This is a genomic window from Streptomyces sp. GMY02, from assembly GCF_019056675.1.
GTDB lineage: Bacteria > Actinomycetota > Actinomycetes > Streptomycetales > Streptomycetaceae > Streptomyces > Streptomyces odonnellii.
On sequence record NZ_CP077658.1, the window covers coordinates 4,911,611 to 4,930,405 of the forward strand.

The window sequence follows — 18,795 nt, forward strand, 5'->3', positions numbered from 1 at the left end:
GGGTCACCGGGCGGACCGGGTGAAGACGCCCCAGGCGGAGCCCGGCCAGGTGGACAGCCGCACGAAAGATTTAGCCGAGGTCGGCCGGTTCCAGGAGCAGCAGGGGGATCACCCGGCCGCCCGCCCGCTTCCGGTACTCGGGGTAGTGCGGCCAGTGCGCTTCGGCCAGCGCCCACCAGCGGGCCAGCTCCTCACCGGCCGGCTCCCGGGCCCGGAACTCCCGGACCCGGTCGCCGTCCTGGAGCCGTACCAACGGGTCGGCCTGTACGTTCCAGTACCACGCCGGGTGTTTCGGCGACCCGGCGGCGGAGGCCGTCACCGCGTAGACGCCGTCCTGCTCGATCCGGATCAGCGGGGTCTTCCTGACCTTGCCGGACTTCGCGCCTCTGCTGGTCAGGATGACCACCGGACGGCCCTCCAGCGTGCCGCCCTCGCGCCCGCCGGTCGCCTCGTACAGTGCCACCTGTTCCCGGACGCGCTCGCTCGGGCTGGGCTCGTACTCCATGTCGGCGCTCCTCCGCTCTCAGCCCGCGACCAGGTCGAATTCGTTGCCCTCGGGGTCGGCGAAGGTGGTCCAGCGGACCGTGCCCTTGTCGACGTCGTTGAGCCGGGTCGCGCCGAGCGCGGTCAGGCGCTCCGACTCGGCCTCGAACTCGGTGGTGACCAGGTCGAGGTGGAGCCGGTTCTTCACCGACTTCGGCTCGGGCACCTGATGGAAGCTCAGCCTCGGCACGCCCTCCGCCGGGTCGATCGAGGCGAACTCGGCGCTCGCGCCGGGGGCGACCTGCCGCCCCAGTGTGTCCGCCCAGAAACGGGCCAGCTTGGCGGCGTCGGCGGTGTCGACGCTCAGGCCGTACAGGGTGTTACTCATGATCGTCTCTCCTCGGGTGAAGCGGATTCATGGCTTGGGATCGGGTGTGGGACCAGGGACCAGGGACCAGGGGATGGGAAGCGTGGAGTGGGGGCTGGGGAGCATGGAACGGGGACGGGAAGCGTGGGGTGGGGAACGCGGATGGGGAACGGGGAGTCAGGTGCCGGGTGCCGGGTGCCGGGCGCCCGGGGAGCCGGCTCAGATCGCGGTCCGGCCGCCGTCCACGGCGACGGTGGCACCGGTCACATAGCTCGCCTTCGGCGAGGCCAGGAAAGCGACCACCTCGGCGATCTCGGCAGGCTCGGCGGCACGCTTCATCGCGGTGGTCGCGCCCAGCGTGTCGTACAGTTCGCGTCCTTCGGGCCGGGTGTAGACCGGCCCGGGGGCCACGGTGTTGAAGCGGACACCCCGGGCGCTGTACTCGGCCGTCCAGCTCTGGGTCAGTGAGGCCAGCGCGGCCTTGGTCGCGCCGTAGGCCGCACCGTTGGCGAGGCCGAGACTGCCGGCCATGCTGCCGATGCTGATCACACTGCCCGACCCCCTCGCGGCCATCGCCGGAGCGATGGCGGCCACCAGGAAGAAGGGCGCGCGGACGTTGCCGTCGAACATGGCGTCGTAGTCGGCCGGCGTCATCTCCTCGGTCGGCGCCCAGAAAGACACCCCGGCGTTGTTGACCAGTACGTCGATCTCTCCCACCTCGGCGGCCAGCCGGCCCGCGCCGTCCGGCGTCGTGAGATCGACGGCGACGAACCGGGCCCGGCCGCCGGCCGCGGCGATCTCCGCCACGGTCTCGGCGCCTCGCCGGGCGTCGCGGCCCGCCACGACGACGGTCAGGCCGTCGGCGGCCAGCCGGTTGGCGATGGCCCGGCCGATGCCGGAGGTGGCGCCGGTGACCAGCGCGGTCAGGGGGCGGGAGTCGGAGGCGGCGCTCTGTACGGACATGGGAGGAACCCTTCGAGTAGAGAAGTAGAGAAGTAGAGAAGTCAGACAGGTCTGTCTGGCAAGAACAGGGAACAAGGTAGACAGACCTGTCTGCCTGTGTCAATGCCAAGAGCCCCCCTTCCAGACAGACAGATCGGTCTGCTAGGGTGAGTGCTATGTCCGAAAAGCTGCTCTCTCCCAAGGAACGCAGTGCTGCCGCGCGGGCGCGACTGCTGGCGGCGGCGAACGAGCTGTTCTACGCCGAAGGTGTGCAGTCGGTCGGGATCGACCGGGTCATCGAGCGCGCCGGGGTCGCCAAGGCGACGCTCTACAGCGCGTTCGGAAACAAGGACGGCCTGGTCAAGGCCTATCTCCAGGCCCGTCACGCCGCCACCGCCGAGCGGATGGAGCGCGAGCTGCGAGCGCGCTACGACACCCCCAAGGAGCGCCTGATCGGCGCCTTCGAGGTGCAGGGGCTGTCCTTCACCGAGCCGGGCTTCCGTGGCTGCGCGTTCGTCAGCGCCAGCTCCGACGCCCCGCCCGGCGGCGTGGTCGACCAGGCCTCCCGGGACTACCGCGCATGGCTGCACGACCTCTTTTACGACCTGGCCCAGCAGGCCGGCGCCGCCGACGCCCGTTCACTCGCCCAGCAACTGGTCCTGCTCTACGACGGCGCCGGCATCGGCGCCTGGATGGACCGCGACCCCAGCGCCGAAACCGCGGCCCGCACCCTGGCGGCCGTCGTCGTGAACGCCGCCATCCCGGATTGAGCCGCCCGCGCCCGGTCAGTCCTGGGTGATGCGGTTACGGTCGCGCTCGACGATACGAAGAAGACGGCCCGCCCATTCGCGGGCTGGGGCTGGGGCTGGACGGGAACGCGACGGCCGCACCATGCGGAAGGGTGCCACTGGCGCGGGCCACTGCTGCGGGCCGCTGGTGCGGGCCGCTGGTGCGGACCGCTGAGGGGGCGCCGTCTGGGACGGGGCGGTGCCCGGCGTCCGAGGCGTCCGAATCGTCTCGTACGAACCAAGGGCCGCACCCCGCCTTCATCCCACGTCAGGGGCCTGGCGGGGCTCGACGCGCCGTCGGCTGACTTTTGGCCAAGTACGCGAAGGCGGCAGCGCCGACCACGGAACTCGGCTTCGATCGCCGCTCCGCTGTGCGACATCGCCGGCCGTCTGCCGGACGTCCTCGCCCCCTCATCGCACGGCCACGTCGCGGGGCCCTCGCAGTGGTCGGGCAGGCATTTTCCCTTTCGGGTCATGATCACATCGGGGCTCGTTGGTCGTTCCTCCCCGATGTCCTTGCTGAGCAGGCGAGATGGACACGCGTGAGGGGTTGGCCGGGAACGCCCGGTTTGGTTCACGCGTATTGGATCATCACGTTCCGCGCATGAGTGAATGCGAAGCGTTACATTCGTTCGCCTCTTCTCTTGGGCCTCGACGAAAGGGCACAAGCTTGCCTTCGGCCATGCGTAAGACGACGAAATCTCCGGTGGTGCGGCGGCTGGCTGCCGCGGCCGTCGCGCTGGGTAGCTGCCTGGCGCTCGCCGGCGCGGCGGAAAGCGCGGGCGCGGCGCCCGCCGACCCCGTACCGACCGTCTTCTTCGGCGACTCGTACACCGCCAACTTCGGCGTCGCTCCCTTCAACCAGGACGGTAAGAGGGACTTCTGCTTCCAGGCGAAGGAGAACTATCCCGCCGTCGCCACCCGGCGCCTCGCGGACAAGGGCATCACGCTCGACGTTCAGTCGGACGTCTCCTGTGGGGGCGCCCTCGTCAACCACTTCTGGCAAGAACAGGAGCTGTTGCCCGGCACCGGCATGACGGTCCCGCCGCAGCAGGACGCGCTCAAGGCCGACACCCAGCTTGCCGTGGGAAGCATCGGCGGAAACACGCTGGGCTTCAACCGCATCCTGAAGCAGTGTTCCGACAAGCTCCGGAGCCCCTCCCTGCTGCCGGGGGAGCCGGTCGACGGGGACGAACCGGCCGCCAAGTGCGCTGAGTTCTTCGAATCCGGGGACGGAAAGCAGTGGCTGGACGGCCAGTTCGAGCAGGTCGGCTGGGAACTGGAGGAGCTGCTCGACCGCATCGGCTACTTCGCCCCGGACGCCAAGCGCGTCCTGGTCGGCTACCCCCGGCTCGTGCCCGGGGACACCACCAAGTGCCTGACCGCGGCGCCCGGTCAGACGGAGCTGCCGTTCGCCGACATCCCCGAAGACGCCCTGCCGGTCCTGGACCAGGTCCAGAAGCGGCTGAACGACGTCATGAAGAAGGCCGCCGCTGACGCCGAAGGCGGCGCCGACTTCGTCGACCTCTACGCCCGCACCGGCACCAACACGGCGTGCGACGGCGCCGACCGGGGCATCGGCGGCCTGCTGGAGGACTCTCAGGTCAGTCTCGGCGACTACAAGCTCCCCTGGTACGCGCACCCCAATGCCAAGGGCCGCGACATCCAGGCCGAGCAGGTGACCGAGACGGTTGAGCAGATTCTCAACCGGTAGAGGCGTTATGAAGAGCCCCGCCGCTCCCAAGGGAAGGAGTGGCGGGGCTCAGTGCTGCGCGCGGATCAGGCGTTGAGGTTACGGGTGAACTCGCCTGCCTTGACGTTCTCTACGAACGAGGTGAACGCGTCGGCGGGGATGTCGAGAACCGGACCGCTCGGGTTCTTGGAGTCACGGACGGGTACCACGCCGTGCGTAGTGGCGAGGTTGGCAGCGACCTCGATGCACTGGCCGCCGTTGTTGCTGTAGGAGGACGTGAACCAGCGGGGGGATTCGGTCGTCACGGGCGCTCCTTCACACGTCGAAGCCAGGGGTGAACTCGCCTGCCTTGACGTTCTCTACGAACAAGGTGAACGCGTCGGCGGGGATGTCGAGAACCGGACCGTTCGGGTTCTTGGAGTCACGGACGGGTACCACGCCGTGCGTAGTGGCGAGGTTGGCGGCGACCTCGATGCACTGGCCGCCGTTGTCGCTGTAGGAGGACGTGAACCAACGGGGGGATTCGGTCGTCACAAGGTGCCCTTTCGTACCTGCTCAATCATGGCCACAGATGTCGCCTGAGAGAGCGCTTCGGCCTGCAACTGATGGTAGGCCGTCAGCATGGGCAGTACAGATTTGCTGTCTCGTTCGAGATGGCCCCGTTGTGCCGACTCGGCGTACGACATGAGTGACCGGTCTGGCAACGTGAGCACCGTAATCGGCAGCCTGAATGAGCTACGGTGCCCCATGGTGAACTCTGCGATCTGAAAGACGGTGTTCGGCAGCTCCGCGAACTCGATCAGCCGCGCCAACTGTGCCTCCATGACGGCGGGGTCACCGATGGGCCGACGGATACAGCTCTCGTCCAGCACCACAAAGATCAGCGGCGAAGGCGTCCGGTTCAGCGCTGCTTGCCGCTCGGCGATGAGCGAGACCCGTTCGCTTGCCTGGTCAGGCGTGATTGCTCCCCGCTTGACAGCGCTCTCGGCGAGGACGGCGGCGTACTCCACTGTCTGAAGCAGACCGTGGACAATGCCCACCTCGTACAGCCGGATCTCCGCCGCTCGCCCCTCCTGCCCAACGTATTCGGGGAACCCCTCCAACAGGCTGCCGTGCCGGATCTCGCGCCACTCGCGTTCGAACGAGTCTGCCGTGCCTTCGGTGCCGAAGGTGCGGTCGGCACTGCGCACAAAACGCAGAGTCGGAGGCTTGCGACCAGTTTCCACGGCTGAAATATGAACACTGGAGTATTCCATCCGTGCCGCCAGCTCGTCCTGCGTCCAGCCACGCCTCTCCCGCGAGCTGCGGAGACGCGCTCCGAAGGCTGCTTGAGGGCCGCTGTCGGGGTGTAACTCCTTGCGATTCAAAGGGGTTTCGCCCGCCCTTCCTTCGCCGCTGAAACGTTGAAGAGGTCCCAACTCTACGCCACTCTGAGTGCTCCCGGTAGTCGTTTCGCTACGGAGAGGAGTGGGCCTTGTCCTGCAAGCGCATCCCCGCCAAGTCCCGACGCGACGCTGACGAGTTGGCCGAAAGCGACAAGGGCAGATGGAGGCCGTGTGACATGTACGGGAAACCCACGCCGAATCCAACCGGCAGCCGCGTTGTATTGCGATGGAGTCCGGATCCGCGGTGCGTCGCGTACGCGCGGCTCGAATTGCGGAAGGCTCTGGCCGATTGGGGCCTGTCCATCCTGGAGGACTCCGCCGTCCTGATTCTGTCCGAGCTGCTCAGCAATGCCGGCTTGCACGCGAAGGTGACGCCGGAACAGACCATCGAGACGCGCTACTTCCGCAGCTCGGGCGCTCTCCGCATCGAGGTGCACGACGGTTCGCCGGACCGCCCCCAGCCTCGGCCGGCCGGTCCGGACGCTTCGGACGGGCGGGGGCTGCTGCTGGTCGACGCGCTGGCGGATGCGTGGGGCGTGGCCGAGCGGAACGGGCCGGGGAAGGTCGTTTGGGCGTCCTTGTCGGTGCCGCACGTACGGCCCGTAGAGAGGGATTGCCCGTGACCGCGCCGGTGGGGAGGCCTCCGGTCGTTCCGTACGTCGCCTGCTGGTCCTCGGAGCACCGGCCCCAGGGCACATTGGTCGTCCGTGGCGGCGGCATCGCGTACGCCGACGAAGGGCCGTACGAGCGTGACGACATGGGTGTGCTCTGGAAGCGGGTGGGGATCAGTCCGGGGAAGGGGCGGCCGGAGTTGGGGAACGTGCACTTCCTGCGGCAGCGCCGGGCCATGCGGAAGCTGCTGTGCCAGATCTGCGGCGGGCCTTCCGACCGTACCGAGGCTGGCACGTTGTGGCTGGTCGGCGAGGACGCGGACGAGCCGGAGCTGCACAAGCCCGGCTACGTCACCACTCACCCGCCCCTGTGCGTACCCTGCGCGGTCACCTCGGTCGGGGCCTGCCCCCACTTGCGCAAACGCCATGTCGCCCTGCGGGTGCGGACATTCGTGATAGTGGGCGTACATGGAGCCCTGTATCAGCCGGGCGGGCTGTTTCCCGTGGTGTACGACGCGGGTGGCGTGGCCTTCGAGAGCTGGCGGCTCGGCTGGGTGCTCGCCAGCCAACTGATCATGGAGCTCCTTGAGTTCACCGTCGTCGACCTGGACGCGGAACACACCGCGTACCTGAAACGGACGGAAGCGCGAGCTCACCCCTTGTAGCTCGGCAAGGCAGAACCCCAGGCGCCGCGCACCCCAATCGGGGCGCGATCCGGCCCATTGGTTCCTGGGTCTCCCCAAGGCGTGGTGATACACGCGATTCTTGCTGTCCCAACGCCCGCTCGCCCAAACGCCGCGTCGAAGGGGTCGTCTCATGGTGTTCCGCAGCGAGTACGAGCATGTCCCGGCCGTCGATCTGCCCATCCACGAGGCGGTGCTGGGCCGCGCCGCCGAGTTCGGGGAGGCGGTGGCACTTGTTGACGGTACGAGTGACGCGCCCGGGGCCGGTTCGTTCGAGGCCGGGGCGGGGGCCGGGGCCGGTTCGCCCGGGGCCGGTTCGTCCGGGGGCGGGGCCGGTTCGTTCGAAGCCGGTGGGGACGGTCTGCCGCCGACCAGCCTCACGTACGCCCAACTCGACCGTCTGCACCGGCAGATGGCCGCCGCCTTCGCCGACGCCGGGGTGCGCAAGGGCGATGTCCTGGCCCTGCACAGCCCCAACACCATCGTCTACCCGGCCGTCTTCTACGCCGCCACCCGCGCCGGCGCCTCCGTCACCACCACCCACCCCCTCGCCACCCCCGAGGAACTCGCCACCCAGCTCCGTGACTCCTCAGCGCGATGGATCGTGACCGTGTCGCCGCTGCTGGACGTGGTGCGCCGCTCGGCTGAACTCGTGGGCGGGATACAGGAGATCTTCGTGAGCGACCGGGCGGCGGACGGGCATCGTTCGGTGCTGGACATGGCGGCGTCGGCCGGTAGGGCCGTCCCTCCGCCGGACGTTGTCATCGACCCCGGCGAGGACATCGCGGCCCTCCCGTACTCCTCCGGCACCACCGGTCTCCCCAAGGGCGTGATGCTCACGCACCGCTCCATCGCCACCAATCTGGCGCAGCTCGAACCGGTCATGCCGATGCGGCCCGGTGACCGTATCCTCGCTGTTCTTCCCTTCTTTCACATTTATGGGCTCACTGCCCTGATGAACGCTCCGCTGCGCCACGGCGCGACCGTCGTCGTGCTGCCGCGCTTCGACCTCGACCAGTTCCTCGCGGCCATCGAGCGGCACCGCATCAACGGGCTGTACGTCGCCCCGCCCATCGTGCTCGCGCTGGCCAAGCACCCGGCCGTCGCGCGGTACGACCTGTCCTCGCTCGACTACATCCTCAGCGCCGCCGCCCCGCTGGACGCCCGGCTGGCCGCCGCCTGTTCGGCCCGGCTGAACCTGCCGCCCGTACGGCAGGCGTACGGGCTGACGGAACTGTCGCCCGGCACTCATGTCGTACCGCTCTCCGCCGACAGCCCGCCGCCGGGTACGGTCGGCAAGCTCCTGCCCAGCACCGAGATGCGCATCGTCTCCCTCGACGACCCGGATCTCGACACCGGCCCCGGCACCGAGGGCGAGATCCTGATGCGCGGACCGCAGGTCATGAAGGGCTACCTCGGCCGGCCCGAGGCGACCGCCGAGATGATCGACGCGGACGGCTGGGTGCACACCGGAGATGTGGGCACGGTCGACGCGGACGGCTGGCTGTTCGTCGTGGACCGGGTCAAGGAACTCATCAAGTACAAGGGCTACCAGGTCGCCCCGGCCGATCTGGAGGCCGTGCTCCTGACGCATGAGTCGATCGCGGACGCGGCGGTGATCGGTGTGTACGACACCGAGGGCAACGAGGTGCCCAAGGCGTATGTCGTCCTCCGGCCGGGTACGGAGGCGCTCACCGAGGGTGATGTGATGGCCTATGTCGCCGAGCGGGTCGCGCCGTACAAGAAGGTCCGGCGGGTGGAGTTCATCGGAAGCGTGCCCCGTGCCGCGTCCGGCAAGATCCTCAGACGCGAACTGAGGGACCGCGAAGAGAGGAACCGCGAGTTGCGCGACCTCGGGGCGCAGGGGCCTGTGCTCGGGGCGCGGGGGCCCGCGCTGTACGAGCCGTACGGAGCGGGACCGCACGGCGCGGAACTGTACGGCGCCGATCCGCAGGGCGCTGTGCAGCGGGGCGCGGTGGATCGGAGCGCTGTGGATGGGGGTTCGGCGGATCGGGGTTCGGCGGATCGGGGTTCCGCGTCGTACGAGGCGCAGGACCCGGGACCGTCCGACCAGCCGTCGTACGGTCCCGAGGCGCCTGGCCCGCGGGGGCGCGACACATGGTCCCGGGAGAGGGAGAACAGGTGACGGACCGCACCAAGGGCACCAAGGACCACATGACCAAGGACCACATGACGGACCAGCACACGGGCGACCACATGGGCGACCACACGGACGATCACGCGAGCCACGACACGGACCATCACGCGAGCCATCGCACAAGACCGGTCATCACCGCGCACGAGCGGGGCATCACCACCCTGACCCTGGACTCGCCGGCGAACCGGAACGCCCTGTCGGCGCGGCTCGTCGCCGCGCTCGGGGACGCCCTCACCGCCTGCGGCGCCGATCCCTCCGTACGGGCGGTGGTGCTCACGCACACCGGGAACACCTTCAGCTCGGGCGCCGACCTCAAGGAACCGGCGAGCCCGTACGCCTTCGTCGCCCTGATGCGGCAGATCGTCGAACTGCCCAAGCCGGTCGTGGCGCGCGTCAGCGGGCATGTGCGGGCCGGCGGGCTCGGGCTGCTCGGCGCGTGCGACATCGCGATCGCGGACCGTACCTCCGACTTCGCGTTCACCGAGGTACGGATCGGCGTCGCGCCCGCGGTGATCTCGCTGCCGCTGCTGCCCCGCGTCCAACCGCGCGCGGCGGCCCGCTACTGCCTCACCGGCGAACGCTTCGACGCCGGGCGCGCGGCGGAGGCAGGGCTGATCACCGAGGCGGCCGAGGACGCGGACGCTGCGCTCGCGCCCGTACTGGACGGCCTGCGCAGGGCGTCCCCGCAGGGTCTCGCCGAGTCCAAGAAGCTGCTGACGGTCGAGGTGCTGGAGGCCTTCGACCGGTACGCGGAGGATCTGGTACGCCGGTCGGCCTCGCTCTTCGTGACGGCGGAGGCACGCGAGGGCATCACGGCGTTCATGGAACGACGGGACGCGGCGTGGGTGCGGTAGGGCGGGTACGAGGGGGGGCGACGGGGTCTGTTGGGTCCGCCGGGCCGACCGGGCCGACCGGGTCGCCCGGTTCCGCCGGTTCCGCCGGGCCGACCGCGTCTGCTGGGGCCTCCGGTTCCGCTGGGCCCGCCAGCGCCGTCGCGTCCACCAGGCCCGTCAGGGCCAACCCGTCCGTCGGGGCCGCCGCGTCCAACGTGCCCAAGCAGGGCCGCAGCCGTGCCACCCGCAGGCGGCTGTTGGAGGCCGCGGTGGCCTGCCTTGCCGAGTACGGGTGGGGCGGGTCGACGGTCTCGGTCGTCGCCGAGCGCGCCGGGGTCTCGCGCGGCGCGGCCCAGCACCACTTCCCGACCCGCGAGGACCTGTTCACCGCGGCGGTCGAGTACGTGGCGGAGGAACGGTCCTCCGCGCTGCGCGCCCTGGTCCCGGCGGGGCCAGGACACCGGCACGAGGCGGTCGAAGGGATCGTGGCGCTCTATACGGGACCGCTGTTCCGCGCGGCCCTGCACCTGTGGGTCGCGGCCGGCGACGAGGACCAGCTACGCCCCCGGGTCACCGAACTGGAGGCGCGGGTCGGCCGCGAGGCCCACCGCATCGCGGTGGAACTGCTCGCGGCCGACGAATCCGTCCCGGGCGTACGCGAAACGGTCCAGGGGCTGCTGGACATGGCGCGGGGGCTGGGGCTGGCGACGCTGCTGACGGACGACAGCAAGCGGAGGGAGCGGGTGGTGACCCAGTGGTCGCGGATCCTGGACGGGGTACTGCCCTGAGGCCACGCCCGGCCCCCGGGCCAGCCTGGTGCCGACCCGCCCGGGTGCCGGTCCGGCCTGGACGTCGGCCCGCCCGGACAGGCCGCCGTACTCCGTCCTCAGCCGGGCGGGCCGCCGCGCTCTGTCCTTACTCGCCTGACGTGCTCGCATTCAGTTCGCCGAAGCCCTCGATCTCGCGCGGGTCACGGGTGCCCGGGCCGATGTAACGGGCCGACGGGCGCACCAGGCGGCCCGTGCGCTTCTGTTCCAGGATGTGCGCCGACCAGCCCGCCGTACGCGCGCACGTGAACATCGACGTGAACATGTGCGCCGGCACCTCCGCGAAGTCCAGCACGATCGCCGCCCAGAACTCCACGTTCGTCGCCAGCACCCGGTCGGGCCTGCGCGCGTGCAGTTCCTCCAGCGCGGCCTTCTCCAGCGCCTCGGCCACCTCGAACCGCGGCGCCGCCAGGTCACGTGCCGTACGCCGCAGCACCCGCGCCCGCGGGTCCTCGGCCCGGTAGACCCGGTGGCCGAAGCCCATCAGCCGCTCGCCGTTGTCCAGGGCGCGCTTCACGTACGCGGTGGCGTCGCCCGTACGCTCGATCTCCTCGATCATCCCGAGCACCCGCGAGGGCGCCCCGCCGTGCAGCGGCCCCGACATCGCGCCGACCGCGCCGGACAGCGCCGCCGCCACGTCCGCGCCGGTGGAGGCGATGACCCGGGCGGTGAACGTCGACGCGTTCATGCCGTGCTCGGCGGCCGAGGTCCAGTACGCGTCGACGGCCTTCACATGGCGCGGGTCGGGCTCACCGCGCCAGCGGATCATGAAGCGCTCCACGACCGTGCGCGCCTTGTCGATCTCCCGCTGCGGCACCATCGGCAGCCCCTGCCCGCGCGCCGACTGCGCGACGTACGAGAGCGCCATCACGGCGGCGCGCGCCAGATCGTCACGAGCGGTCCGCTCATCGATGTCGAGCAGCGGCTTCAGCCCCCACACCGGCGCGAGCATCGCCAGCGCGGACTGCACATCGACCCTGATGTCCCCGGAGTGCACCGGGATGGGGAAGGGCTCGGCGGGCGGCAGACCGGGATCAAACGCCCCGTCGACCAGCAGCCCCCACACATTGCCGAAGGAGACCTGCCCCACCAGGTCCTCGATGTCGACGCCCCGGTAGCGGAGCGCACCGCCTTCCTTGTCCGGTTCGGCGATCTCCGTCTCGAACGCGACGACTCCTTCGAGACCAGGTACGAAGGAGGTGGCGAGGTCGGACATGAGCGGCTCCTCATGAGAGTGCGACGGATGGTCACCCCGGGTGGATGCCTCCGTACTGCGGCGGTCCGGAAGGCAGGAACCACAGCCTCCGGTGTTCGAAGGCCACAGTGCCTCACTCGAAGATTTTGGCGAGTTCCTCCGATGCGGGGAAGCGTGATAACCGGCACACTGCCAGACTTCGTCCCCGAAGGATTGGCGGCACTCAGTGCCGGGAAAACTCGGCCCTACAGCAGTGGTGCCACGGCAAAGCCGTACGGCGGTGGTGCTACGGCAAGGCCCGACGGCAGCGGTGCCACGGCGACGGGGGCGCTACGGCAGGATGGCCCCGTGCTTCACGAGAATCCGGATCCCGCCACTGGCCCTGTCACGGACCCCGCCGCCATGCGCGAGCAGTACCGCACCACGCCGCTGCTGGAGGCGGACCTCGCCGCCGCGCCCATGGAACAGTTCGACCGCTGGTTCACCGCCGCCGCGGCCTCGGACCTCCACGAGCCGAACGCGATGGTGGTGTCCACGGCGACCCCCGACGGCCGCCCCTCCTCGCGACTGGTGCTGCTGAAACGGTACGACGAGCGCGGCTTCGTCTTCTTCACCAACTACACCTCGCGCAAGGGCCACGAGATCGACGAGAACCCGCAGGTCTCGCTGCTCTTCCCCTGGCACCCGGTGGCCCGCCAGATCATCGTGACGGGCACGGCGGCCCGTACCGGCCGCGACGAGACGGCCGCGTACTTCCGCACCCGCCCGCACGGCTCCCAGCTCGGCGCCTGGGCCAGCGACCAGTCGTCCCCGATCGGCTCCCGCGAGGCGCTGCTCGACCGCTACGAAGCCCTGGCGGCCCGCTACCCGGACGACGAACAGGTCCCGGTGCCGCCGCAGTGGGGCGGCTACCGCGTCACCCCGGAGACCGTCGAATTCTGGCAAGGCCACGAAAACCGCCTGCACGACCGCCTCCGCTACATCCGCGAGGAGGCCCACGAGGGCACGGCCTGGCGCATAGAACGCCTCTGCCCGTAGCCGCGAGGCACAAGCCGCAGACCTGGCCCGGAGTGCGCAAGGCGCACGAAAACGCAGAAACCCGCGGGCTCGGGTTCCTCCGAAGAGGAGCCGGCCGGACGTACCGGCGAGCCCGCGGGTCGGTGACTGCTTGGGATTTCGGCCTTCGACCGGCCGAGTACTGCGGAGAGTACGACGACGGGCCGTTAGCCCGCAGCCACCTCACTTGTCCGGACTGAAACCATTTTCCGGATCACCTCCTTTCGGTGTGAGCCACACGTTAGGCGTCCCCACGGCACGACTCAAGGGATTTACGGAGACCTTGACGCCCCCCCCGTACGCGCCCGGTGGTGCGCCGATCGCGTACCGGGCGGAGAATTGTGCGAAGCAACGATTTCGGGGAACCTTGTGTGTGCTGGGTCACGTTCGGGTTGAATGACGAGGCGTGCGTCAGCACAGGCGGAGACGCCCTGCAGGGGGTGCCAGGATGAGTGCTTCTCGGAGTGAGACCACCGACGCGCGAGGGCCCGAAGGGCCGGAGCCCGATCCCGAGGCGAAGGCCGGGGCGGTGGCCGCGGACGAGGCGGAGCGGGATGCGGCGGGGTCGGATCTGCTTGCCGCGCTGCTGGACGGGATGGACGCGGCGCTGTGCGCGTTCGACGCGCACGGTGTGATCACCCACTGGAACCGCGAGGCCGAGCGGATACTGGGCTGGTCGGCCGAGGAGGCCGTGGGGCGGCAGGGGTTCGCCGGGTGGGCCGTGCGCAGCGCCGACGCGGATGACGTGCAGGCGCGGCTGATGGCCGTCATGGACACGCCGGGGCGCCAGGTCGACGAGTTCGCGCTGCTGCGCAAGGACGGCGGGCGGGTGCTGATCCGTACCCAGTCGGCCGGGATGCGCGGGACGGACGGCAAGCCCGTCGGGGTGTACAGCGCGTTCAGCGAGGTCCATGAGCAGATCGATCTGGAACGGTCCATCGCGCTCAGCGAGGCGCTCTTCGACGACGCGTCGTGGGGTGTCGTCCTCGTCGATGTCGATCTGCGGCCCACGGTCGTCAACAGCTACGCGGCGCGCGCGCTCGGTTCCGGGCGTACGGCGGTGCTGGGGCGGCCCCTGGGCGAGCTGGTCATCCAGGGCGTCGAGGAGCTGGAGGCCGCGCTGCACCATGTGCTGGCCGAGGGCGCGCCGAAGTCGCCCACCGAGCTGTGGGTGACGGTCCGTACGCCCGAGGGCGACCGGCGGCGCTGCTGGCGCAGCGGGTTTCTGCGGCTGGCGTCGCCGCTGGCGGAGGAGCCGGTGCCGCTGGGTGTGGGCTGGATGTTCCAGGACTCGACGGACGCCAAGCGGGCCGCGCAGGAGGCGGACCGGCTGCGGTTCCGGTCCAGTCAGCTCCACCGGGCGGGGCGGGCGGCGGTGGAGTGCGAGGACCCGATGGAGGCGGCGACGGTCTATCTGGACTTCGCGCTGGCGGGCTTCGCCGATCACGCGCTGATCGACCTGGTGGTGGGGGAGCCGTACGCCGGTTCGTTCTCGTCGGCGCCGGACGTGCCGGTGCGGCTGGTACGGGCGGTGGCGACCCCCGCGGGCGGCGGTTCGGGGCCGAGTACGCAGGTGTCGGCGGGCGGGATACCGGTGCGGTACGCGGTCGGGCATCCGGCGTTGCAGGCGATGGACCGTACGGGCTCGGTCCGCGCGAGCGCGCCCGCGGGTGCCGCTCCGTCGCCGACCTGGGCGACCTCGCGGCAGTGGCCGGCGGACGCGGTGCACGCGCTGTGCACGGTGCTGCGCAGCCGGGGGCGGTCGCTGGGCGTGGTGACGTTTCTGCGGGGCGCGAGCCGGGCCGCGTTCGAGCGTCCGGACGCGGTGTACGCGGAGGATGTGACGGTCCGGGTGGCGGCGTCCCTGGACCTCTCCCGGGCACTGCCGGACGACGAGGTCTGAGCCGGACGCGGACACCAGCCGGACTCCGGACGCCCGGGAAGCGCGTGCCCGCGCCGCCGGAGTGAACGCGCCGCCGCGCGGTGCGGGCTCCGGATGCGCCGGGCGGCTGGGACGCGCCGCCCGGCGCCTCGTACAGGCTGCTCCGTACTCGTACAGCCCTGGTGCAAGCTCCGTACCGCCGGTCAGGCCGTGGTCGGCGGGTTCATCCTCACCGGTTCGGTCTCCGCGTCGTTGTGCCGCAGCGCCCAGTTCTCCAGGGCGATCCGGCACGCGTGGTCGACATGGTGGAGCCCGGACAGGTCCAGTTCGATCGGGCGGTCCTTCGGCAGTGCCTCCAACTGCTCCATGGTCTTGGGCAGCCGCAGGAACGTGGCGTTGCCGGTGATCGACACCACCATCCGCCCACCGGTGAGTTCGCGTACGTCGAGATGGAGATGCGAGATCTCCCACGCCGTTTTGATCACCGCGAGCAGCAGCCCCAGGATCACGCCCTCGAAGAGATTCGTGACCAGGATCGCCACCGCCGTGATCGCGAGGATCACCGCCTCGCCGCGGTGCTCGCGCCACAGCGGCGCCATGTCCTTCACCGGCACCAGCTTGCAGCCGGCGTGTACGAGGACGGCCGCGAGCGCCGCCAGCGGGATCACGCCGATCGCCGCGGGCAGCAGCGCCGCGAACAGCAGCAGCCACAGGCCGTGCAGGATCCGGGAGAGCGGAGTGCGCGCCCCCGCCTGCACATTGGCGGCGCTCCGTACGATGACCGCGGTCATCGGCAGCGCACCGAGCGCCCCGCAGAGCGTGTTGCCCACGCCCTGTGCCATCAGCTCCTTGTTGTAGTCGGTGCGCGGCCCGTCGTGCATACGGTCGACCGCGGCGGCGCTGAACAGGCTCTCCGCCGACGCGATCAGGGTGAAGGCGAGGACGGTGCCGATCGCGGCCACACCCGCGAGCTGCCCGAAGTCCTCGGTGCCGGGCGGCCGTATGGACTCCAGCAGGCCCTGGACCTCCACCTTGGCGAGCGGAAGGTCCAGCAGCAGGGTCACCCCGGTGGCCAGGGCGACCGCGGCGAGCGGGCCGGGGACGACCCGGACCCGGGCGGGCAGTCTGGGCCATGCGATCAGTACGGCGACGGTCCCGGCCCCGACGAGGAACGCGACCAGCGCCGTACCGTCCGTGATGATGTCCAGGGCCAGCCCGGGCAGTCCGGCGAGCTTGCCGAGCCCGCCGGAGGGCTGTGCGGTGTCGGCCATCGCGTACACCTGGCCCAGGACCAGTACGAGACCGATCCCGGCCAGCATCCCCTGGACCACCGCGACCGAGATGGCCCGGAACCAGCGGCCGAAACCGAGGGCGCCGAGGGCGAGTTGGAGCAGTCCGGACACCAGGACGATGGCGCCGAGGGCACCGAGACCGAAGTCGGTGACCGCTTCGTACACGAGGACGGTCAGGCCGGCCGCCGGGCCGCTGACCTGGAGCGAGCTGCCGGGCAGGCAGCCCACGACGAGACCGCCGACAATGCCGGTGACCAGGCCGAGTTCGGCCGGCACACCGGAGGCGACCGCCACCCCCACACAGAGGGGCAGCGCGACGAGAAAGACGACGAGGGACGCGAGTATGTCGCGCCTCAGGACACGTTGGTCCTTCAATTGGGACAACTGGGAGAACATGAGGGGCGTTCCTAGAGGGTGCGGTCCGCGCGCACGAGCGGACGAATGGGGAGTGGGGTCGTACTGAGGCGGACGAGACCTTGGATGCGCTCGTCCGGGCCGAGGCCGCCGTGTCACAGCGGTCTGAACTCCCCGCCCAGGTCGGGCCGGTGGACGCTGATCGCGCCCGTGTCCACTTCGTAGTACCAGGCGTGCAGGGAGAGCCGCCCCTCGGCGTTGCGCTCCCGTACGGCGGGATAGCCGCGGAGGGTGGCGAGCTGGGCCACGGCGTGGTGGCGCACGGCGTGCGCGAGGCCCTGGGCGGCCGGCAGCGACGGGACTCCGAGGTCGAGCCAGCCGCGGACGGTGGGAACGGCGGACAGGTCCTCGCCGCGGACGAGCGCGCCCACGGCTCCGCAGTGGGAGTGACCGCAGACGACGATGTCGCGGACGCCGAGCACGCGCAGCGCGTACTCGATGGTGGCGGCCTCGCCGCTGGGCCGCTCCGCGTCGTACCGCGGGACGATGTTGCCCGCCGTACGCAGCTCGAACAGCTCACCGGGACGTGCGCCGGTGATGAGGGACGGGATGACTCGGGAGTCCGAGCAGGTGATGAAGAGCGCTTGCGGCCGCTGTCCGGCCGCGAGTTCGCGGAACTCCTCGTGGCGCTCCGCCACCTGGACGGAGAAGGTTCGGGCGTGGTCGATGAGTGACTTCATGATGGCCTGCCTCCTGCGCGGCGGACGTGCCGGGGCGCGGTGTGGTCGGGTCAGTGGGGGGTGAAAAGGGGGTGCGTTACGGGCCGCCGGGTAGGCGTCACCCCTGCCGGATCGCGGCAGTCGGGGGTGGCCGTCGGACGGCCTGTGTGGGTCGGCCGGGAAAACCGGTCAGAGGGCGGGCGATTCGGGCCGGACGGTGGACTCGCGGTCCAGTCGGACTCTCATGGCTCGCCTTTCCTCCGTGCTTTCCGTGGTGCGTGGTGCGTGGTGCGTGGTGCGTGGTGTATCGGTGTGTGGTGCGCAATGCGGTCGAACTGTGCGGTCGGAACTGTGGTGGCACTGTGCGGTCGAACCGTGGTCCTACGGCCGACCGTGACGGTGCGTCAGGTGTGTTTCACGCGGTATCGGACGCGGTGTATGTGCCGACACCTCGTCAGCTCCGATGATGCAACACCGCAGCTTCTCCTACTTTGCACGAACATTACCTTCTCGTGAAAGATCAGAAATCCGCCAACCGGGCCTTTGGTGACGCAAATTCGAGGGTCGAGGGTACGGCGATGGCCGGGGCCCGCGGGGGAAGTTCCCGCAGGCCTCGGCCATTTGTTCTAGTCGTTCGACTGATCAGCCGCTCCGGCACCCGTCGTTGCTTTGGCTACTTCGGTACGGTCTGCGTTCGAACGGGGCGTCCGTTCAGTGACGGTAGAAGATACGGTCGGAGTACTCCGTCATTACGCGGCGATTCCAGTCGGCCCCACCGTCCACATTGGCGGACCGCAGCAGTGGGGGCTCGATGCCCCGGTCGACGAGTTCCTCCGCGGCCGCGGCCATCATCGCCTGCATCAGCGCGCTGGTGACGACGGTGGAGGCGGGGGCGAAGGGCGCCTCGATACCGGGGGCGGTCAGTTCGGCGTCACCGACCGCGATCTTGTTGTCGAGGACGATGTCGCAGTGGTCCTTGAGGAAGCTCCCCAGGGGATTGCGGGCGGTCGTCTCCGTCGCATAGGCCACGGACGTCACACCGATCACCTTCAGCCCCAGGGCCCGGGCGTGGGCCGCCATCTCGACGGGCAGGGAGTTGCGCCCGGAGAGGGAGATGATCACCAGCACGTCCCCGGCCCCGGCGGGGCTCGAATCGAGTGCGGCGGTGGCCAGACCGTCGACCCGCTCCAGCGCGGAGCCGAGCGTGGCGGGCATGACGTCGACACCGACCGCGCCGGGTACGGCGAGCAGATTGGCCAGCGCGAAACCGCCCGCCCGGTAGACGATGTCCTGCGCGGCGAGCGAGGAGTGCCCGGCGCCGAACGCGAAGATCCGGCCGCCGGCGGCGACGGTGTCGGCGATCGCGGCGCCGGCCGCGGCGATGGCGGCGGACTCCTCGTCCCGTACGCGGCGGAGCAGCCCGATCGCGGCATCGAAGAACTGACCGGACAGCTTGCTCTCGCTCATCGAGGAGGCCCTCCCAGGCGTGGGGTTTCCGGGGGTGCCCGGAGTTCCGGGCGGTGTTCC

Annotated in this window: 18 protein-coding genes and 1 pseudogene; 9 read left to right on the top strand and 10 right to left on the bottom strand. The window is 70.3% G+C overall.

Annotated features, from left to right (window positions below):
- Window positions 1-70: 70 nt before the first annotated feature.
- The 3 genes from KQY30_RS20835 to KQY30_RS20845 all read right to left on the bottom strand — a co-directional run bounded on the left by KQY30_RS20835 (window position 71) and on the right by KQY30_RS20845 (window position 1,813).
- On the bottom strand, window positions 71-505 hold the full coding sequence (locus KQY30_RS20835) for a nitroreductase family deazaflavin-dependent oxidoreductase (protein ID WP_217308135.1): 435 nt from the start codon (window positions 503-505) through the stop codon (window positions 71-73).
- Between the two features lie 18 nt (window positions 506-523).
- Entirely contained in the window at window positions 524-871 is a 348-nt protein-coding gene (locus KQY30_RS20840) for a VOC family protein (protein WP_217308136.1), read from the bottom strand.
- 198 nt (window positions 872-1,069) lie between these two features.
- Entirely contained in the window at window positions 1,070-1,813 is a 744-nt protein-coding gene (locus KQY30_RS20845) for an SDR family NAD(P)-dependent oxidoreductase (protein ID WP_217308137.1), read from the bottom strand.
- A 155-nt stretch (window positions 1,814-1,968) separates the two neighbouring features.
- Between KQY30_RS20845 and KQY30_RS20850 the strand changes: the two genes are divergently transcribed.
- Together KQY30_RS20850 and KQY30_RS20855 are read left to right on the top strand one after the other, a co-directional pair.
- Window positions 1,969-2,562: a TetR/AcrR family transcriptional regulator gene (locus KQY30_RS20850; protein WP_217308138.1), complete on the top strand. Its 594-nt coding sequence runs from the start codon at window positions 1,969-1,971 to the stop codon at window positions 2,560-2,562.
- A gap of 700 nt (window positions 2,563-3,262) precedes the next feature.
- The gene (locus KQY30_RS20855; RefSeq protein ID WP_254407247.1) at window positions 3,263-4,294 is read left to right on the top strand and encodes an SGNH/GDSL hydrolase family protein; all 1,032 of its coding nucleotides are present in this window, start codon (window positions 3,263-3,265) and stop codon (window positions 4,292-4,294) included.
- Between the two features lie 65 nt (window positions 4,295-4,359).
- Here the strand turns inward: KQY30_RS20855 and KQY30_RS20860 are convergent, their stop codons facing one another.
- From KQY30_RS20860 to KQY30_RS20870, 3 genes are read right to left on the bottom strand one after another with little or no spacing between them, the layout of a single operon-like run.
- Window positions 4,360-4,578 (bottom strand): DUF397 domain-containing protein, encoded by a 219-nt coding sequence (locus KQY30_RS20860; protein ID WP_217308139.1) that lies wholly within the window; start codon window positions 4,576-4,578, stop codon window positions 4,360-4,362.
- Between the two features lie 10 nt (window positions 4,579-4,588).
- Window positions 4,589-4,807, bottom strand: coding sequence for a DUF397 domain-containing protein (locus tag KQY30_RS20865; RefSeq protein WP_217308140.1), 219 nt, complete (start codon window positions 4,805-4,807; stop codon window positions 4,589-4,591).
- The gene (locus KQY30_RS20870; protein WP_217308141.1) at window positions 4,804-5,640 is read right to left on the bottom strand and encodes a helix-turn-helix transcriptional regulator; all 837 of its coding nucleotides are present in this window, start codon (window positions 5,638-5,640) and stop codon (window positions 4,804-4,806) included. The genes KQY30_RS20865 and KQY30_RS20870 overlap by 4 nt, the downstream gene beginning before the upstream one ends.
- 107 nt (window positions 5,641-5,747) lie before the next feature.
- On the opposite strand from KQY30_RS20870, the gene KQY30_RS37155 reads away from it, so the two are divergent.
- The 5 genes and pseudogenes from KQY30_RS37155 (at window position 5,748) to KQY30_RS20895 (ending at window position 10,731) form a co-directional block, all read left to right on the top strand.
- A complete protein-coding gene (locus tag KQY30_RS37155; RefSeq protein ID WP_302185326.1) occupies window positions 5,748-6,281 on the top strand; it encodes an ATP-binding protein in 534 nt (177 codons plus the stop codon).
- Window positions 6,278-6,934, top strand: coding sequence for a hypothetical protein (locus KQY30_RS20880; RefSeq protein WP_254407248.1), 657 nt, complete (start codon window positions 6,278-6,280; stop codon window positions 6,932-6,934). The genes KQY30_RS37155 and KQY30_RS20880 overlap by 4 nt, the downstream gene beginning before the upstream one ends.
- Window positions 6,935-7,325: 391 nt before the next feature.
- Window positions 7,326-8,783 (top strand): annotated as a pseudogene (locus KQY30_RS20885) (AMP-binding protein); the annotation flags it as partial.
- A gap of 311 nt (window positions 8,784-9,094) precedes the next feature.
- Complete coding sequence (locus tag KQY30_RS20890) at window positions 9,095-9,964, top strand: enoyl-CoA hydratase family protein (protein ID WP_254407249.1); 870 nt, start codon at window positions 9,095-9,097, stop codon at window positions 9,962-9,964.
- Between the two features lie 194 nt (window positions 9,965-10,158).
- The gene (locus tag KQY30_RS20895; RefSeq protein WP_217308143.1) at window positions 10,159-10,731 is read left to right on the top strand and encodes a TetR/AcrR family transcriptional regulator; all 573 of its coding nucleotides are present in this window, start codon (window positions 10,159-10,161) and stop codon (window positions 10,729-10,731) included.
- 127 nt (window positions 10,732-10,858) lie between these two features.
- Here the strand turns inward: KQY30_RS20895 and KQY30_RS20900 are convergent, their stop codons facing one another.
- Window positions 10,859-11,986: a citrate synthase 2 gene (locus tag KQY30_RS20900; RefSeq protein ID WP_217308144.1), complete on the bottom strand. Its 1,128-nt coding sequence runs from the start codon at window positions 11,984-11,986 to the stop codon at window positions 10,859-10,861.
- 381 nt (window positions 11,987-12,367) lie between these two features.
- Between KQY30_RS20900 and pdxH the strand changes: the two genes are divergently transcribed.
- Together pdxH and KQY30_RS20910 are read left to right on the top strand one after the other, a co-directional pair.
- The gene (gene pdxH, locus KQY30_RS20905; protein WP_217311204.1) at window positions 12,368-13,003 is read left to right on the top strand and encodes a pyridoxamine 5'-phosphate oxidase; all 636 of its coding nucleotides are present in this window, start codon (window positions 12,368-12,370) and stop codon (window positions 13,001-13,003) included.
- A gap of 466 nt (window positions 13,004-13,469) precedes the next feature.
- Window positions 13,470-14,924, top strand: a complete 1,455-nt coding sequence (locus KQY30_RS20910; RefSeq protein WP_217308145.1) for a PAS domain-containing protein — start codon at window positions 13,470-13,472, stop codon at window positions 14,922-14,924.
- A 182-nt stretch (window positions 14,925-15,106) separates the two neighbouring features.
- Here KQY30_RS20910 and KQY30_RS20915 read toward each other — a convergent pair whose 3' ends face one another.
- The 3 genes from KQY30_RS20915 to KQY30_RS20925 all read right to left on the bottom strand — a co-directional run bounded on the left by KQY30_RS20915 (window position 15,107) and on the right by KQY30_RS20925 (window position 18,735).
- Entirely contained in the window at window positions 15,107-16,591 is a 1,485-nt protein-coding gene (locus KQY30_RS20915; RefSeq protein WP_217308146.1) for a SulP family inorganic anion transporter, read from the bottom strand.
- Between the two features lie 113 nt (window positions 16,592-16,704).
- Complete coding sequence (locus KQY30_RS20920; protein ID WP_217308147.1) at window positions 16,705-17,289, bottom strand: carbonic anhydrase; 585 nt, start codon at window positions 17,287-17,289, stop codon at window positions 16,705-16,707.
- A gap of 690 nt (window positions 17,290-17,979) precedes the next feature.
- Window positions 17,980-18,735, bottom strand: a complete 756-nt coding sequence (locus KQY30_RS20925) for an SIS domain-containing protein (protein ID WP_217308148.1) — start codon at window positions 18,733-18,735, stop codon at window positions 17,980-17,982.
- Window positions 18,736-18,795: the final 60 nt, after the last annotated feature.

What these genes read in the sequence shown, in the direction of transcription:
- KQY30_RS20835 (WP_217308135.1), bottom strand. Translation starts at nt 505, where the DNA reads ATGGAGTACGAGCCCAGCCCGAGCGAGCGCGTCCGGGAACAGGTGGCA.
- KQY30_RS20840 (WP_217308136.1), bottom strand. Translation starts at nt 871, where the DNA reads ATGAGTAACACCCTGTACGGCCTGAGCGTCGACACCGCCGACGCCGCC.
- KQY30_RS20845 (WP_217308137.1), bottom strand. Translation starts at nt 1,813, where the DNA reads ATGTCCGTACAGAGCGCCGCCTCCGACTCCCGCCCCCTGACCGCGCTG.
- KQY30_RS20850 (WP_217308138.1), top strand. Translation starts at nt 1,969, where the DNA reads ATGTCCGAAAAGCTGCTCTCTCCCAAGGAACGCAGTGCTGCCGCGCGG.
- KQY30_RS20855 (WP_254407247.1), top strand. Translation starts at nt 3,263, where the DNA reads ATGCGTAAGACGACGAAATCTCCGGTGGTGCGGCGGCTGGCTGCCGCG.
- KQY30_RS20900 (WP_217308144.1), bottom strand. Translation starts at nt 11,986, where the DNA reads ATGTCCGACCTCGCCACCTCCTTCGTACCTGGTCTCGAAGGAGTCGTC.
- pdxH (WP_217311204.1), top strand. Translation starts at nt 12,368, where the DNA reads ATGCGCGAGCAGTACCGCACCACGCCGCTGCTGGAGGCGGACCTCGCC.
- KQY30_RS20910 (WP_217308145.1), top strand. Translation starts at nt 13,470, where the DNA reads ATGAGTGCTTCTCGGAGTGAGACCACCGACGCGCGAGGGCCCGAAGGG.
- KQY30_RS20915 (WP_217308146.1), bottom strand. Translation starts at nt 16,591, where the DNA reads ATGTTCTCCCAGTTGTCCCAATTGAAGGACCAACGTGTCCTGAGGCGC.
- KQY30_RS20920 (WP_217308147.1), bottom strand. Translation starts at nt 17,289, where the DNA reads ATGAAGTCACTCATCGACCACGCCCGAACCTTCTCCGTCCAGGTGGCG.
- KQY30_RS20925 (WP_217308148.1), bottom strand. Translation starts at nt 18,735, where the DNA reads ATGAGCGAGAGCAAGCTGTCCGGTCAGTTCTTCGATGCCGCGATCGGG.